This is a genomic window from Streptomyces sp. NPDC033165 (assembly GCF_055577965.1).
Window position 1 is genome coordinate 40,324 of the sequence record NZ_JBVIPK010000019.1, and the last position, 17,176, is coordinate 57,499.

The window sequence follows — 17,176 nt, forward strand, 5'->3', positions numbered from 1 at the left end:
AAGGCGGGGCGGATGTCTGGGGAGACCCCGTTTTTCTTTGTCTGCCTTCTCCCTCCCCCCCCCCCCCCACACCCCCCCCCCTCCCCCCCCCCCCCCCCCCCCCCCCCCCCGGGGCCGGACCGGTGTCTCAGTCCCGGCCGAAGAGCGTCGAGGAGAAGTACTCGGTGTCGAAGTACTCGCGCATGCTGCGGATCTGCCCGTCCCTGACGGTGAACTGGGCGCTGATGGGCAGGACGTAGGGGGCGCCGCCCCGGGTCGTGGCTCGCGTGACGCACTCCACGGCGACCTCCTCGCCCTCGGCGATCACATGGTGGACGTCGACCGTGTAGTCGGCCATCGGGTCGAAGAGTTCGCCCATGGGGATGAGGAACTTCCCGGCGATTTCCGCGAGTCCGGTCCAGGTTCCCGCCACCGGGTGGCTGCCGGGTATGCGGTACACGGCATCGGTGGCGACCAGTTCGCCGATCGCCTCGGCATCACGGTCCCGCAGGGCCTGGAGGTAGCGGTGCACCACGCTCTTGGCGTCTTGGTGTGCCTCGGCGCGGATGGCGGTGGTGGTCATCGTCTCTCCTTCAGTTCGCCGGTGCGTCGTCGAGCAGCCGGGGCGTCAGGGCCCGCTGGAAGGGCTTGAACAGGACGGATTGCGGTGCGTGGCGCAGATACGCGTCGCGTACGGCGCGCAGCACGGGGTTCTCCAGCTGTTCGAAGCCGCCGAACCGGCGGGAGACCTCGACCATTTCCCGGGTCCGCTCGCGCCGCAGGTTCTCGTAGCGGCGCAGCGCCGCGACGGTGTCCGTCCCGGCGGCCAGGCACTGCGCGAGCACCACGGCGTCCTCGATGGCCGTGCTGCCGCCCTGGCCGAGGCTGGGCAGCATCGGGTGGGCGGCATCGCCGAGGAGGGTCACCGGGCCTTCTCCCCATTGCTCCAGGAAGGGGCGGTCCTGGGCGGGTACGGCGACGATGTCCTCGACGGGGGTGGTCGCGATGGCCTCGCACACCTCGTCCGCCCACCCCGTGTAGGCGCGGACGATCCGGTCCTTGTCGCCGTCCCAGCGGCGTGCCTCGTCGGCGGGCATGTTCAGCGTGCCCCACCAGTAGGCGCGGCCCTGGCCGACGTCGTGGATGCCGAAGCGCTTTCCGAGGCCCCAGTAGTGGGCGTTGAACCCCTGGGTGATCTTCGGGTGGGCGAAGGGGGTGACGGAGAGCCAGCAGAGGAATCCGCCGTACCGCGGGCCGCTGTCGTCGGCGGTGCGTCGGCGGCGGACGGCGGAGTTGATGCCGTCGGCGCCGATCAGGATGTCGCCGGTGTCCTCGCGGCCGTCCTCGAAGCGGACCCGGACGCCGTCCCCGGTGATCTCGTAGTCGGTGGCGGCCGCACCGAGCGAGACGGGCAGTCCGCCCAGTGCGTCGAGCAGGGCGGCCTGGAGGTCGCCCCGGTACATGGCCACGCTGGGCGCGCCGAGGCGGTCGCCCGCTGTCTCGACGGGCAGGGACCGCAGGGTGCGGCCCTTGTCGGTCATGATCTCGGTGTGGAGGATCGTCTGGCCGCGCTTCTCCAGCCCGAGGTCGATGCCGAGGGCCCGCAGGGCGGCCACGGCGTTGCTCATCACGGAGATGCCGAATCCGGCGGGGCGCAGGTCGGGGGCCCGTTCGTGGACCGCCACGTCGATGCCGACGCGGCGCAGGGCCACGGCCGTCGCCAGGCCTCCGATTCCGGCTCCGATCACGATGGCCCGGGGGCGGGTGCGCTGTGACACGTCAGTGTCCCTTCTTGGCGGTACGGGATGGGGAGGGGAGGGCCGTGGGGTGCGGTGTGCCTGCGCTCGTGTGCCGTGCCGCCTCGGCGACGGCCCGGGCGAGGTGCGCCACGTGCGGCTCCTCCATGATCGAGAGGTGGTCGCCGGGCACGTGGACGACCTCGACCGGGCCCGCGGTCATGGTGTGCCAGCCGTTGGCGGGGTCGGTGTGCCGGGTGCTGCCCGCCTCGTGCATCGCGCGCAGGACCTGCGGCAGCGGTTCGGTGGCCCGGATCAGGGTGAGGCCTTCGGTGGCGGGGCCGGGCTCGTAGTCCTGGGTGGCCCGCCAGTTGGACTCGTACACCCGGAAGAGGCGGCCGACGAGCGACCCATTGCTGTCGGGCGGCAGGACTCCCTCGTCGGCCGCGACCCGGGCGATGAAGTCGAACTTCTCGTCGAGTGAGGTGAGTTCGGCGGGGATGGTCTCCAGCGGCGAGTCGCCGCCCCGGCCGAGCAGCAGGAGTTCCCAGAAGAACCAGCCGAGCAGTGCCTCGTCGGTGTAGTTGCGGCGCTCCTCCACCGGCCCCAGGGCCACGGTGTCGAGGAGGATCACCGCGGCGACCTCCGCTCCCGATGCCCTCAGCCGGCGTGCCATCTCGAAGGCCACGAAGCCCCCGAAGGACCAGCCTCCGATGGTGTACGGGCCTTCGGGCCGTACCCGGCGCATGGCCGCGATGTAGCTCTCGGCGATCTCGGGGACCGTGCGCAGGGGCTCGGTCCCCAGGTCGCCTCCGGCTGCCTGGAAGGCGTACAGCGGCTGGTCGTCGGGCAGATGGCGGGCCAGCGGCAGGTAGCAGAGCACGTTGCCGCCCATGGGGTGGGCCAGGAACAGCGGCGGCCGGTCGCCTTCGCGGCGGATCGGCACCAGCGGGTCGAAGCCGATCTCGGCGCCGCCCGAGCGCAGCTTCGCGGCGAGGGCGGCCACGGTGGGTGCGGCGATGAACCCGGAGATGGGGAGGGAGACGCCGTATCGCTGCTCTATCAGGACGACGAGCCGCATGGTGGTGAGCGAGGTGGCGCCGAGGGCGAAGATGTCGTCGTGGATGCCGATCCGGTCGAGGCCGAGGAGTTCGCCGAGCAGCTCCGCGAGGGTGCGTTCGTACGCGTCCCGGGGTGCCTGGCCGTCCTGGGCGGTCCGCCGGGTCGGGGGCAGGGCCCGCAGGGCCGCGTCGTCGCGTTTGCCGCTCGGGGTCAGGGGCAGGGCGGGCAGCCAGGTGAAGTGCTGCGGGACCAGGAACTCGGGCAGGGCGGAGCGGAGTTCGGCGATCAGCAGGTCCAGGTCGGTCCGCTCCTCGTCACCGACCAGGAAGGCGGCCAGGGCGGTCTGCCCCTGCGGGGTGCGGCGGGCGACGACCGCGGCCTGCCGGACGTCGACGTCCCGGTGGCGTGCCGCGAGGGCGATGAGGGCGATCTCGGCCTCGGCGGGCTCGACCCGGTAGCCGCGGATCTTGACCTGGGTGTCGGACCGGCCTGCGTAGGCGAGGGCGCCGCCGGGCAGGACGCGCCCCAGGTCGCCGGTGCGGTACGCGGTGGTCGCGCCGTCGGGGCCCTCGACGCTGACGAAGCGTTCGGCGGTCGCGGCGGCCGCGCCGAGGTACCCGTCGGCGAGCGCCGCTCCGGTCAGGTACAGCTCGCCCAGGACGCCGGTGGGGACGGGCCGGCCGAGGGCGTCCAGGACCTGCGCGCCGGCCCCGGGCAGGGGGGTGCCGATCGGCACGAGCGCCGGGAAGGCCGCCGGGTCGCCGGACAGGGTGTGGCGGGTGACCACGTGCGTCTCGGTGGGACCGTACTGGTTCTCCAGGATCGCCCCCGGCAGTGCGGCGATGAGCGCGCGGATCTCCTCGGTGACCCGCAGTTGCTCGCCGGAGGACACGATCACCCGCAGTCCTTGTGGGGCGGTGCCGAGTGCCCCGTACGCCTCGGCGAGCTGTTGCAGGGCCACGTACGGCAGGAAGATCCGTGCCGCCCCGCTCTCGTCGAGCAGCTTCAGCAGCAGCCTCATGTCCCGTCGTTCGTCCTCGGTGATCAGGCGCAGGGTGCCTCCCGAACAGAGCGTGGAGTAGATCTCCTGGAAGGAGACGTCGAAGCTGAGGGGTGCGTACTGGACGGTGGTCCGCCCGGCGGCCGCGCTCGCCGCCCGGACCTGCCAGCCGCTCAGGTTGGCGAGCGACCGGTGCGGCATCACGACGCCCTTGGGGCGGCCGGTGGAGCCGGAGGTGAACAGGATGTACGCGGTGCTGTCGAGGCCGACCGGCCCCGGCAGGGCGCTCGGCGGTTCCGCGTCCGTGCCCTGGTAGGCCGTGCCGAAGAGCGACTCGGCGCTCAGGAGCAGGTCCGGGTCCGGCAGCAGGCGGGCGTCCTCGGTGCGGGCGATGATCCGGAAGGGTTCGGCCTGCTCGACCATGGCGGCGAGCCGGGCCGGGGGGTAGGCGGTGTCCAGCGGGACGCAGGCGGCGCCCGCCTTGGCGGTGCCGACGATGGCGGCGACGGTCTCCGGCGAACGGCCCATGGCGATGCCGACGCGCGCACCGGGACCGGCGCCGAGGGCGAGCAGCCTGCGGGCCACCCGCTCGGCCCGCTCCCGGAGTTGGCGGTAGGTCCAGGTCCGGTCGCCGGTGGTGACGGCGGGTGCGTCGGGGGTGCGGTCGGCCTGCCGGTCGAAGAGCTGGACGACGTCCTCGGTGTACGCCGTTCCGTCCTGGTCCCCGTCGTGCCGGGGGTGCGGTGGCCGTCCGGCCGGGGAGGCGAGGTCGGGCTTCTCCTCGGGCCGGGTGACGAGCCGGCGCAGCACCTCGCTGTAGGTGTCGGCGAACAGCTCGGCCTGGGCGGGGGTGATGCTGTGGCCGTCGCCGTCGATGCGCAGTCCGAGCGTGCCGTCCACGGGGTGCAGGAAGGCGTTGACGAGGAGCTGGAAGTCGGTCTCCTCCCAGGTCGTGAACTGCTCCAGGTGGACGTCGGGCAGGCGCAGTACGTCGGTGAGCGTGTGGAAGTGGACGTAGTTGAACGCGGTGTGGAGCACCGGGCTTCCGCCCTGGTCGGCCTGTATCGCGCTCAGCGGGTAGCGCTGGTGGGGGCGGCCCGCGGTCTCCTGCCGGAACAGCTCCCGGGCCACGTCGATCCAGCCGGGCCCTGCGGTCGCGTGGGTGAAGCGCACGGGGACGGTGTTGAGGAAGAGGCCCACCATGCGGTCGGCGTCGGCGCGTTCGGGCCGTCCGTGGGTGATCACGCCGGTGGTGAAGTCGTCGGCGCCGGAGAAGAGGCGCAGGGTGAGGCAGTGCGCGGCGAGCAGCAGGGACTTCACGGGCAGGGCGTGTTCCTTGGCCACCGCGCGGGTCCGGCGGGTGAGGTCGTCGGGCAGGACCGTGCGGTGGGCCACGTGGGTGGCCTCGCCCGGGGGTTCGTACGGCCCGAAGCCGTCGAGCCGCAGGGCGTGCGCGCCCGCGATCCGGCGCCGCCAGTGCGCACGGGCGGCGGGGTCCGCCTCTGATTCCCGTTCTTCTCGCACGTGGTGGGCCGGGGTGGGCAGTTCGCTGTCGGGGACGGCGGCGATGTCCGCGCCGAGGTGGTGCAGGTAGTCCTGGAGGAGCTCCCGCAGCAGGTTGGCGACGCTGCCTCCGTCGAGCAGCGCGTGGTGGAAGCTCAGCACCAGGTCGACCGCGTCGTCGCGGACATGGGCGCGGAACAGGTGGAGCGGTGCCCGCTCGAAGACGTAGCGGTGGAAGCGGCGTTCCTCGACGTGCCGGGCGATCTCGGCTTCCGCCTCGTCGTGGGCGCGTCCCCGCAGGTCGGCGATGTCCAGGCCGCCCGGCGCGCCGGCGTGCACGATCTGCATCGGCTCGCTGAGGCCGCCGAGGTCGAAGGAGGAGCGCAGAGCGGGGTGGCGGGCCACGAGCCGTTCGAAGGCGTCGCGGAAGTGTGTCTCGTCCCAGTCCATGACCAGGCGGTAGCGGAAGACGTCGTGGTAGACGGCGGAGTGCTCGTCCCGGCGGCTGTGGTAGGCGAGCCCCAGTTGGAGCCGGGTCAGCGGGAAGGCGTCGACGGCTCCTTCGAGGCGGGCCCGGTCGACGTGGGAGACGAGGGCGAAGGGAGGCAGCTGGGCCTCGGGGGCCGAGGTCTCGGTGCTGTGCGCCGCGAGCCGCGCGACGGTGGGGTGCTGTGCGAGGTCGTCGAGGGAGAAGTGGAGGCCCTGCTGTTCGGCGCGCGCGCGGATGCGCAGCATCAGGAGCGAGTCGCCGCCCAGGGCGTGGTAGTCGTCGTGGATGCCGACCCGGGGCGCCTGGAGCACCTCGGCCCAGACGCCCGCGAGCAGCTTCTCGGCCGGGGTGCGGGGCGCCGCGCCCGGGGGTCCGGGCGGGGCGGTGTCGGGGGCGGGGAGCCTGCGGCGGTCCAGCTTGCCGTTCGGGGTGAGCGGGATGGCGTCGATACGCTGGAAGTGGGCCGGGATCATGGCCTCGGGGAGGGTCCCGGCCAGCCGGTCACGCAGGAGGGCGGCGCTCAGGTCGTCCTCGGCGACGTAGTAGCCCGCCAGGAACACGCCGCGCCCGGGGGCGGTGCGGTCCACGACGGCGGCGTCCCGCACCCCGGGTATGCGGCACAGGGCGTCCTGGACCTCGCCCGGCTCGATGCGGTGGCCGCGTATCTTGACCTGCCCGTCGATCCGGCCGAGGTACTCCAGGGTGCCGTCGCCGAGCCAGCGCGCGAGGTCGCCCGTGCGGTAGAGGCGGCCGCCGTCGACGAAGGGCGCGTCGGTGCACTTCTCCCGGGTCAGTCCGGGCCTGTTCAGATAGCCGCGGGCCACGCCGACGCCGCCGACGCACAGCTCGCCGGGGACGCCGACGGGCTGCGGTTCACCGGCCCGGTCCAGGACGTACAGCTCGATGTTGTCGATGGGGCGGCCGATGGGGACCCGGGTGACGGGTGCGCCGTCCGGTGGGGTGCAGGTGTGCGCACAGACATCGACGGTGGCTTCGGTCGGGCCGTACAGGTTGACCAGGCGGGGTGCGCCGTCGGAGCCGAAGACCCGGTGGAACTGCTCCACGCGGCCGGGCGACAGGGCCTCGCCGCTGCAGAAGACGTGCCGCAGCGACCCGGTGCCGGGGAGCAGCCCGGGCGACTCCTCCAGCAGGTCGAGGAAGGGTCCGAGCATGGAGGGGACGAAGTGCAGGACGGTGACCTGCCGTTGGCCGACCGTGCGCAGGATCTGCCGCGGGTCCTTCTCGCCGCCCGGCGGCAGCAGCGCGACGGACGCTCCTTCCAGTGCCCACCAGAACAGCTCCCACACCGACACGTCGAAGGAGATCGGGGTCTTCTGCAGCAGCACGTCGTCCGCGCCGACCGGGAAGGCCCGCTGCATCCAGGCGAGGCGGTTCACCACGGAGCGGTGCTCGACCATGACGCCCTTGGGCCGGCCGGTGGAGCCTGAGGTGTAGATGACGTAGGCGAGGTCGCGCGGGCCCGCCTCGGCCCGTACCGGGTCGGTGGGGCCGCGCAGCAGTTCGCCGACCGGGCAGAGCGCTGTGTCATCGGGCACCGGTACGGGCGGGGCGGCCGAGTCCGTCACGACGGCCCTGGCCGCGCTGTCCTCGATGATGAAGGCGATGCGCCGCTCGGGGTGTCCCGGGTCCACCGGGACGTAGGCCGCGCCGGACTTGAGGATGCCGAGGACGGCGGGGAGCAGGTGCGGGCCGCGTTCCATGAGGACGGCGACCCGGTCGCCCGTCCGTATGCCGCGGGCGCGCAGGGACCGCGCGACCTGGTTGGCCCGGGCGTCGAGTTCGGCGTAGCCGATCGGTTCCTCGCCGTCGGCGGCGAAGACGGCGGCCCTGGAGGGCGTGCGGACGGCCTGTTCCTCGAAGAGCGCGTGCAGGGTGGTGTCGTCGGCGAACGGGATCCGGGGGCCGCGGGCGAGGCGCCGCAGCTCGTCCTGTTCGCGTTCGCCGGTCATCAGCAGTTCGTTCGCCGGTCGTTCCGGCTTGGCGAGGCCGTTGGCGATCAGGGATGTGAGGTGCTCGACGAGTGAGGTGATGGGCAGATCGTCGTCGAACACGTCGGTGGCGTAGCGCAGTTCGATCTGGAGGTCCGCGCTGCCGCGGGTGGTGACGATGCTGACGACCAGCGCCTCGTCCTGGTGCGGCGGCGCGGTGAACGTCACTCCCCCGCGTACCACGCCCGCAACCTCCAGCGGTTTGCGCAGGGTCATGTAGGTCAGGGTGACGTCGAAGAGCCGTCGCTCCCGGGACCCGTCGGCGGGCAGCTCCCGCAGTACGTCCCCGACGGGCAGCCGCTGGTGCTGCGTCAGCAGACCCGCCGACTCCCGCACATCGGCGGCGATGGCCAGGAGGGGCTTCCCGTCGGGCACCTCGATGCGCAGCGGCAGGGTGTTGGCGTACTGCGCGACGGTGGTCAGCTCGGTCCTGGTGCGCCGGTTGAGCAGGGGTATGCCGATCACCGCCTGCTCGGTGCGGTGCACCCGGGCGAGCCAGGTGCCGAGTGCGGCGGCGAAGAAGGGGAAGGGGGCGCTGCCGTGCTCCTTGAGGGTGTCGGCCACCTCGCCGGGGAGTGTGAAGGTGTGGAAGCCGAAGGCGGGCGTGCCCTCCTGCCGTCGGCGGGGGAAGCAGTGGAGGTCGGTCGCCGCGAGTTCGGCACGGTGGAAGGCCCGGTCGTCCGCCTCCTCCCGGGAGCCGAAGTAGGTGTCCCGGCCGGTGACGGCGGTCAGCGCGGAGGGGGCGGGGGGCCGGTCCCGGGGTTCCTGGCCCCGGGAGAGGCGGGCGTAGTCCTCCAGTACTTCGGTGTGCAGGATCTCCGCGCCCCGCCCGTCGAGGAGCAGGTGGTGCGCCTTCAGGAAGAGGTGGAGCACCTGCTCGCTCTCGCGCAGCAGCACCGCGTGGAAGAGCCGCCGGTCCCGCAGCTCGAACGGGACGGCCATGGCCCGCTCGCGCCAGGTCCGGCACGCGGCGGCGGGGTCGGGCTCGGCGGAGAGGTCGACCAGGTCGACGGCGGGCTCGCCGTCGACCGTCAGCGTGTCGGCGAGCCACTGCCGGGGCGCGCCGTCGAACTCGTCGAACCGGAGGAGGAAGGTGTCGTGCCGCGCCAGTGCACGGGTGAAGCAGGTGCGCAGCAGTTCGCCGTCCAGGGTGCCCGTGAACCGCTCGAAGACGGCTCCGTTGAACTGGGGGCTGCCCGGTGTCCGGGATTCCGCGAGCCAGATGTCCCGCTGGTACGGAGACAGCTGCACGTTCTCAGCGCTGATGAGCTTGTCCGTTCGTGAGCGGGTGCCCTGCCGGGCACACCGAAGGCGTCCGGGCGCGGATGGGCCCGGTCCTCGGACAGGCGCCCTTAGGGGGCCTGGCTGCCGCGTGGGCGGAACACCGGGGCGACCGCGGCGGCGGCCACGGCTCCGATGGCGCAGGCGAGGAAGACCTGCAGATATCCCTCGGCGTCGAGGACGTTGTGTCGTTCGATGATGGCGGCGAGGGCGGCGATGCCGAGGGCTCCGCCGACCTGGCGCGTCGTCATGAGCAGGCCGGTGCCGGAGGCGAAGCGCTGCGGCTGGAGCGAGGCGGTGGCCGCGTTGGAGATGGCGGTCAGCGCGGCGCCGATGCCGAGGCCGGCGACGATGCCGATGGGGAGCCAGAGCGCCAGGTAGGCGCGCTCGGCGTCGAGGAGCAGGTACATCGCGGCGCACGAGGCGCCGAAGAGCGTGGAGCCCACGGCGAGCGCGGCCCACTGGGCGCGGGGGCCGACCCGGCGTCCCACCACGATGGCGCCGACGGCGGCGCTGAAGGCCCCGGGGGTGACCGCGAGGCCCGCCTTGAGCTCCGAGTAGCCCCAGACGGCGTTGAGGAAGAGGAGGGTGCTGAGGAGGTAGGCGTACATGGCCGCGCCGAAGAGCAGCGAGGAGACGTTGGTGGCGGCGAAGACGCGGTTGCGCCACAGGTCCCACTCGATGGCGGGTGCGGGGTGGCGCCGGGAGAGCAGCAGTGCGGTCACGACGAGCACGGCGCCGCCGGTCATCAGGGCGAGGACCCTGCCGCTGCCCCAGCCCCATTCCGTTCCCTGGGTGACGCCGAAGACGACACCGCCGATGCCGAGGGCGAGGGCGAGGGTGCCCACCGGGTCGGGGTAGCGGCGGCCGCTCGGTGCATCGGCCGCGAGCCGGGCCGCGATCACGACGATGGCCAGGCCGATCGGCAGGTTGATCAGGAAGACGCTGCGCCAGCCCCATACGTCCACGAGCAGCCCGCCGAGGCTCGGTCCCACGGCCGCGGCCATGCTGCCGACCGCTCCCCAGACCCCGACGGCGATCTGGCGGCGGGCGGGGGGCGTGTGCTGGAGCACCAGTCCGAGAGCGGAGGGGATCATCCCTGCGGCGGCCACTCCTTGCAGGGCGCGGGCGGCGACGAGCATCGGCACGTCGACGGCGAGTCCGCTCAGTACCGAGGCGAGGGTGAACAGGGCGGTGGACCAGAGGAAGAGCTTCTTGCGTCCGATGACGTCGGCGACCCGGCCCGCGACGGCGAGCAGCGCGGCGAACACCACGGTGTAGGAGGTGACGACCCAGGTCAGCTGGGACAGGGAGGCGTCGGGGAAGTCGACGCGCAGGTCGGAGAAGGCGATGTTCACGACCGTGGTGTCGAGCACCGCGAGGAAGGTCGCGCCGGAGGCGACGAACAGTGCCAGCTTCGCGGCGGGTGAGGCACCCGATGATCCCTGCGGCCGTTGCCCGTCGGCCGGTGCCGCGTCGTCCGCCGGGTTCGCCCCGGCCGACTGCGGTGAAGCGGTGGTCATGCGTAGCCCCTTCGTCAGTGGGTCCACGGCTTGGACCCGGGGATGAATATAAACGATCGTGCGTGCATTTAAAGGGGCGAACGAGGGGCGGGTCCGTTGCGCGCGGGTGTTGATGGGGCTCCCTCCCCCCGGCGAGGACAGACCGGCCTCACCGGGGGGCGAGGGCCTGTCTAGGGAGTGCCGGACATGTTCCGGGGCGGGGCGTAGCGCCGCAGCGCCCGTGCCGTCAGTTCCTCGGCGGCGCCGGTGTATCCGGCCGGGTCGAGCAGCCGCTCCAGGTCCCGTACGCCGAACCGCTCGGCGATCACGTCCTCCCTCAGGAGGACCTCGGCGAGCGGCAGGCCCGAGGCGGCCGCCGTGCGCGCGGCCCGGCTCATGACGTCCTTCGCGGCGGCCTTGCCGAGCACGGGTGCCAGGACGGCCGCCAGCCGCTCCGAGACGATCAGACCACCGGTCAGGTCCAGGTTGGCCCGCATGCGCCCGGGCGAGACCTCCAGACCGGCCACCAGCTCGCGTGCGGTGTGCGCGGCCCCTCCTGCGAGCCGCAGACACTCCCGCAGCGGCTGCCATTCGGCGTGCCAGGCGCCGGCCGAGCGCTCGTCCTCGGACAGCATCGTCTGCGCCAGCACACCGGCGTACGCGGGTACTTGCAGGGCCGCCGAGCGGATCAGCGTGGCGAGGGCGGGGTTGCGTTTCTGCGGCATCGCCGACGAGACCCCCCGGCCCGCCGCGGCGGGCTCCGCGAGCTCGGCGGTCTCGGTCCGGGCGAGCGACTGGACGTCCACGGCGATCTTCCCCAGCACCCCGGTGGCCAGGGCCAGTTCGGCGCCCAGCGCGGCGACGGGGGCACGGTGGCTGTGCCAGGGCAGGGCCGGGGCGGACAGCCCCGTCTCCACGGCGAACCGCTCGGCCAGCCGGGCCGCGTAGCCCTCGGCCACGGTCTCCTGCCGCCCTTCGCGGTGCAGCCGTTCGTATTCGACGTAGCCCGCCAGCGTGCCCGCCGCGCCGCCGAGTTGGACGACCAGGCCGTCGGACCTGAGCCGGCGCAGCCGGTCCCCCGTGTCGCAGACCGCCGCCAGCCAGCCGGCCGCCTTGAGGCCGAAGGTCGTGGGCACCGCGTGGAGCGCCAGCGTGCGCCCGGCCATGAGCGTCTGCCGGTGCTCGTCGGCCAGCGTCCGCAGGGACGCGGCGATGGCGTCCAGATCCGCCACCAGGAGGTCCAGGGTCCGTCCGGCGACCAGCATCAGCGCGGTGTCGAAGATGTCCTGGCTGGTCGAGCCCCGGTGGACGTAGTCGGCGGCGTCGGGGGCCTTGGCCGCCACCAGGGCGGTGAACGCCTGGACCACGGCCACCACCGGGTTCGCCGCGCCCCGGCTGAGCACGGCGATCTCCCGCAGGTCCAGCCGCTCGGCACGGGCCAGCTCGGTGATCGCCTCGGCCGCTGCGCCGGGTACGTTGCCGAGGCCCGCCTGGGCCCGTACCAGCGCGGCCTCCGCGTCGAGCAGTGCCTGGAGCCAGGCCCCGTCGGACGTGGCCGCCTCCGCCGGGGTTCCGGCCCGTACCGGGCTCAACAGCCCGGCGTCGATGGTGTCAGCGGCGTGTGCGGGCGGGGTGGTGGCGTTCACCTTGTCAGTTCTCCCATCATCTCGCTGTCCCGGCGAAGACCCTGTGCCAGCGCCAGTACGGCGTGCGCGATGGCGTCCGAGTCCTGGAGTGTCACGGAGTTCACCCCGGGACGTATCCCCGCCGCCGTGGCCCAGTGCACGGACTCGGTCGGCACCCCGAAGGCGAAACGGCGCGGATGCGCGCGGCCGTCGGCGTCGATGACGTGGAACGGAGCGTCGGTGACGGCGAGTCCGCCGGTCTCGTACACCGTACCGTCGGGGCCCGCGACCTCGTAGGGGCGGCACTGGCCGGTGTCCAGGAGCTGGAGCAGCAGCGGGTCGGCGGTGGTCCGCAGATCGATCTCCGGCAGACGGGCCTCGACCAGCGTGGTGGCCCGGGTCAGCGAACCGGGGACCGCGGCGGACTCGATGGTGAACGCCCGGGCGTCCTCGTCCGTGCCGGAGCGGACGTCGGGGCCGAGCACCCGCAGGACACCGGCCTCGATGAGGGCGATCGCCTCCTCGATCCGGCCGGCGGGCGGGCCGATGGAGAGGAACGCGTTGAGCGGTGTGTACCAGCCGTCCAGGTGCTGCCGGTGCGAGCTGCCCGTGAGACCGCCGTGGTCGATGACCAGCCGCAGTTCGTTGCGCAGATCGCGCAGTACGTCGAGGGCGGCCTTCAGCGGTCCGGCCACGTTGCCCTCGCGCGCGGCCCTCAGGTCCTCGCGCAGATGGCAAAGCAGCCAGTCGTGGAAGTCGCGCGGTGAGGCGAACTCCCGGTCCGCGTGCGGGCGGGCGATCCGGTCCCAGTCCCAGTGGTCGTGCGGACCGATGCCGAACTCCGCGAGGACGTCGAGCTCCTGGCTGCTGCCCGGCTTCGCCGCGAGGTAGCGCGCCCGCAGCCGTTCCGCGTCGCCGGAGCGGCCGTCGGCGGTGAGCAGCGTGGCGTAGTAGACGGTCTCGACCTCCTTGCTGACCAGCGGCCAGACCGTGGCCTGGAAGTCGATGCCCTCGTGCCGCCGGGCCTGCTCCCGCAGCTCCCGGATCACCTCGTCGGTCAGCACGGCGGGCTCGTGCCGGCCGTGGGCGCCCTTCTGGTTCTCTCCCCGGGAGTGGAAGGGAAGACCTCGGCGGGAGCCTGCGACGAGCCGGGGTTCGCGGCCCGAGGGCAGATAGACCAGCCGGTCCGAGCGGCGGACGAAGCGGCCGCCGCGCCCGTGGGTCAGCAGTGCCATGTAGTCGAAGAAGTTCAGCCCGAGTCCCAGCAGCGCGACGGTCTCGCCCGGCTCCACCGGCGACAGGTCCACGTCCGCCGGGTTGGCGGGCACCACGTAGCGCAGGCCGTTGGCGTGGGCGAAGCCGCCGAGTTCGGTCTGCCGGCGGGACCGGCGTACGGGCAGGTGCCCCTGGGCGAGGACGACCGCGTCGAGACCGTCGATGAGCACCCCGTTGTCGAGCAGGACGCTTTGGAGGGAGCCCGTCTTCCCGCTGTGGGGCTCCTCCTCGATCGCCACCGCCCGCGCCCGGTGGACGACGGTGGTCAGCCGTCCCGGCGCGGTCCTGGTGACCCGCTCGAAGACCCACTCCAGATAGTGCCCGTAGAAGGCACGGGTGGGATAGGAGTCGGGGCCGAGCGCACGCGCCTCGTCCAGCAGCCGCTCGTCGCGCTGCCGGTCGTCCATGGGGCCGACCAGGGTCAGGAAGCGCGCCCATTCGTAGAGGCTGGGCCCGGGGGCGAGCACCCCGTCGATCCGGACGCTCTCGTCGGTGAACATCGTGACCTGGGAGGCCACGGTGTTCATCAGCAGGTGCTCGGGCTGGTCGGTACGCCACACCTGACCGGCCCCGGGCGGATACGGGTCCGCCACATGCACCGTGATCGGCACCTCGTCCGGCGCCGACCCGGCGTTCGCGCACAGCCGTTCGAGGACGGAGAGCCCTCGGGGCCCGGCACCGATGAGGCAGACGTCGAGCCGTCGGCTGGTCATAGTCAGTCTCTCCACTGAATCGGAAGTCATGTAGGTCCGCGCCCCCGGCCGCGGGTGGCCGTGGGTCAGTTGGCGGCGGCCACACCGCTCAGCCGCAGCCCGCCCGGGGCCTTCGCCGGTATCCGGCCCCGGCCCTGTACGCCGCGGACCAGGGCCGTGGTGAGGTGCGCCCGGCTGGTGAGGTGGCGCTCCGGCGCGTCCGAGCCGAGGTCGCGCAGGGCGTCCACGACCGTGCGGAGTTCGAGGGCGACCTCGCCGAGCACCTCGGCGACGGCGCTCGCGTTGGAGCCGACGATGTCGGTCCACAGCTCGGCGTCCCCCGCCGCGATGCGGGTCGCGTCACGCAGCCCCTGTCCGGCGAGCTGGAGTTCGCTCTCGTCACCGTCCAGCAGCCGGGCGGCCAGCAGGCTCGCCACCATGTGCGGGGCGTGCGAGATCAGGGCCACCGCCCGGTCGTGCTCCTCGTGGCCCATCACGACCGGACGGGCCCCGCACAGCGCGGCGAGTTCCGTCGCCCGGTCGACGGCCCGGCGGCCGACGCCCGCCGCCGGGGTGAGCACCCAGGGGCGGCCCTGGAAGAGGTCGCCCTGGGCCGCGAGCGGGCCGGACTGCTCCCGGCCCGCCATGGGGTGTCCGCCCACGTAGCGGCTGAGGTCGCAGCCCAGGGCGGCCGCCTCCGCCTGCGGCTTGGCCTTGACGCTCGCCGCATCGGTGAAGTCCTCGGCCAGACGCAGCCGCTGGTGCTCGTGCAGAGCCGATGCCACGTGCTGCGGAGGAACCGCGAGGACCGCCAGGTCCACGGGCGTACGCGGGGCGCCCACCAGACCGGCGCCGAGGTCGGCCGCGGTCCGGGCCGCCTCCGGGTCCCGGTCCAGCAGGTAGGTGGTCACGCCCCGGCCCCGCAGGGCCAGGGCGATCGACGTACCGATCAGGCCGGTACCGACCACTGCGGCACTGCGCATCAGCGGCTGCTCCACAACAGCGGCAGGTACTCGGGGTCGCTGTAGTCCGGGGTGCCCTCGGCGGTCCTGCGCACCAGCACGTCGTGGTTGTACGCGACCTGCGTGCCGTCCGAGCGGCGGAAGTCGCGGTAGCGGTTCCCGCCGTCCTGGAGGTGGAGGGAGACGGCCCGGCGCGGCCGGTCGCTGACGTTCGGTCCGCTGCCGTGGTAGGTGCGGCAGTGGTGGAAGTTGACGTGGCCCTTGGGGATGCGGACGGGGATCTTGCGTACCTCGACGCCGTTGTAGCGGGCGTTCTCCTCCAGCATGACCTCCAGCTCGCCGCGGTCGCGCTCGGCGAAGTGCAGGGAGGTGGCGTCGTTGTCCGCGGTCTCCTTCCAGTTGTGGCTGCCGTCCACCATGGTGATGGTGCCCATCTCCTCGTCGCAGTCGTGGAAGGGGATGAACGCGGTCAGCATCCGCTCGGAGGTGGACGTGGACCAGTAGTGGCGGTCGAAGTGCCAGGGCACGATGTTCGACGTCTCCTCCGCGACCGGCGGCTTGAAGATCAGCGTCGACTGGAAGACCCGGATCTCCTCGGCCTCGGCGAGCCGGGCGGCCACCGCGCCGAGCAGCGGCTTGCGCAGGATGCGGCCGATCGTGTCGTCCTCGTAGTGGATGTAGTCGTTGTGCCGCTGCACATCGCCGTGCTCCGGCTCCCAGTAGGCGAGCTTGGGCGGGCGAACGGGCAGCGTGCGGTCGCGGTGGCCGGCGTAGAAGCGCTCGCTGGCCGACTCCAGGAGGTCGACCTCCTCGTCGGTGAACAGCTTCTTCGAGAGGAACCAGCCGTGCTCGGCGTAGAAGAGGACGTCTTCGTCGGAGGGGAGCAGCTCCCGCTCCTCGTCGGTCAGGGTGAAGGCTGCGGATTCCTGAACAGTCACGGATCTTCCTTCGGTGCGAGTGACGCGGTGCGTACGGGCGGGGCGGCGGATCAGGCGGTCGTCGCCTTCTCGCGTGCCACCGCCTCGTAGAGGGCCTTGATGTTGCCGCTGCCGAAGGTGCGGGCCCCGTGCCGGTCGATGACCTCCCAGAAGAAGGTCTTCCGCACGTGCAGCGACTGGGTGAAGATCTGGAAGACCTGGCCCCAGTGGTCCTGGTCGACCAGGACGTTGGTGCGCCGGAGGTCCTCGATCTTCAGGTCGGGGCGGCCGAGGCGCGCCTCCAGCTCGTCGTAGTAGGTGGCGGGGGTCTCCAGGAACTTCACCCCGCGGGCCTCCAGCGCGGGCACCGCCTTGACGATGTCGTCGGCGAGCAGGGCGAGATGCTGGACGCCGGCGCCGTTGTGGCGGGCCAGGAAGCCGTCGATCTGGCCGGGCTTGCGGTCGGTGACCGGCTCGATGAGGGTGAAGGTGACCTTCCCCGAGGGGCTCTGCACCACCTTGGAGTCCATGGCCTGCTCCCCGACCTCGATGAACTCCTCGAAGATCTGGTTGAAGCCGAAGACCTTCTCGTAGAAGGCGACGGTGGGCCGCAGCAGGCCGGCGGGCAGGCAGATCGCCGCGTGGTCCACGGTGCTCAGCAGCTCTTCGCTGCGGTCCGGGTCCTCGGCGAAGATGTCCATCACGCCGGGCAGGAACTGCTCCCGGTCCCCGGAGCGCTGGACGAAGCGGTGGGCGACGTCCCCGAAGCCGAGCACGGACGCGGTGACGACCTCGGTGCCGTCCTTGCTGTGCGTCTCGGGCTCCTCGACGGCGGTGGCGCCGCGCTCGACGGCCAGGGCGAACGCCTTGGCGGCGTCGGTGACCTCGAAGGCGATGTTGGCCACCCCGTCGCCGTGCTGGGCCACATAGGCGGCCGCGGGGTGCTTCTCGCTCAGTGCCGAGGTCAGGACGACATCGATGCCGCCCTGGCGCAGCAGCAGGGAGCGCCGGTCGGCCTGGCCCGTCTCGGGGCCGGCCTGGCCGCAGACCCGGAATCCGAACGCGGTGCAGAGGAAGAACGCCGACTGCTGTGCGTCCCCGACGTAGAACTCGACATGGTCGACGGCTCCGATTTGCACGTCT

The 17,176-nt window shown here is 72.7% G+C and carries 9 protein-coding genes; all 9 read right to left on the bottom strand.

Annotated elements, in window-relative coordinates:
* Positions 1-127: 127 nt before the first annotated feature.
* Positions 128-562, bottom strand: a complete 435-nt coding sequence (locus ACZ5WC_RS30455) for a nuclear transport factor 2 family protein (protein ID WP_468543831.1) — start codon at positions 560-562, stop codon at positions 128-130.
* A gap of 10 nt (positions 563-572) precedes the next feature.
* The gene (locus ACZ5WC_RS30460; protein WP_468543832.1) at positions 573-1,757 is read right to left on the bottom strand and encodes an FAD-dependent monooxygenase; all 1,185 of its coding nucleotides are present in this window, start codon (positions 1,755-1,757) and stop codon (positions 573-575) included.
* Between the two features lies 1 nt (position 1,758).
* Positions 1,759-9,030, bottom strand: a complete 7,272-nt coding sequence (locus tag ACZ5WC_RS30465; protein ID WP_468543833.1) for an amino acid adenylation domain-containing protein — start codon at positions 9,028-9,030, stop codon at positions 1,759-1,761.
* Between the two features lie 101 nt (positions 9,031-9,131).
* Positions 9,132-10,583, bottom strand: a complete 1,452-nt coding sequence (locus tag ACZ5WC_RS30470; protein WP_468543834.1) for a DHA2 family efflux MFS transporter permease subunit — start codon at positions 10,581-10,583, stop codon at positions 9,132-9,134.
* A gap of 170 nt (positions 10,584-10,753) precedes the next feature.
* Positions 10,754-12,208 (bottom strand): nitrosuccinate lyase, encoded by a 1,455-nt coding sequence (locus tag ACZ5WC_RS30475; protein ID WP_468543835.1) that lies wholly within the window; start codon positions 12,206-12,208, stop codon positions 10,754-10,756.
* Positions 12,205-14,175: an FAD/NAD(P)-binding protein gene (locus ACZ5WC_RS30480; protein ID WP_468543836.1), complete on the bottom strand. Its 1,971-nt coding sequence runs from the start codon at positions 14,173-14,175 to the stop codon at positions 12,205-12,207. Before ACZ5WC_RS30480 ends, ACZ5WC_RS30475 begins: the two co-directional genes overlap by 4 nt.
* A 65-nt stretch (positions 14,176-14,240) precedes the next feature.
* Positions 14,241-15,137 carry a prephenate dehydrogenase gene (locus tag ACZ5WC_RS30485; protein ID WP_468543837.1) on the bottom strand — a complete coding sequence of 299 codons (897 nt, stop codon included), beginning with the start codon at positions 15,135-15,137 and terminating at the stop codon, positions 14,241-14,243.
* On the bottom strand, positions 15,137-16,054 hold the full coding sequence (locus tag ACZ5WC_RS30490; protein WP_468543838.1) for a phytanoyl-CoA dioxygenase family protein: 918 nt from the start codon (positions 16,052-16,054) through the stop codon (positions 15,137-15,139). Before ACZ5WC_RS30490 ends, ACZ5WC_RS30485 begins: the two co-directional genes overlap by 1 nt.
* 50 nt (positions 16,055-16,104) lie before the next feature.
* Positions 16,105-17,172: a 4-hydroxyphenylpyruvate dioxygenase gene (hppD, locus tag ACZ5WC_RS30495; RefSeq protein WP_468543839.1), complete on the bottom strand. Its 1,068-nt coding sequence runs from the start codon at positions 17,170-17,172 to the stop codon at positions 16,105-16,107.
* Positions 17,173-17,176: the final 4 nt, after the last annotated feature.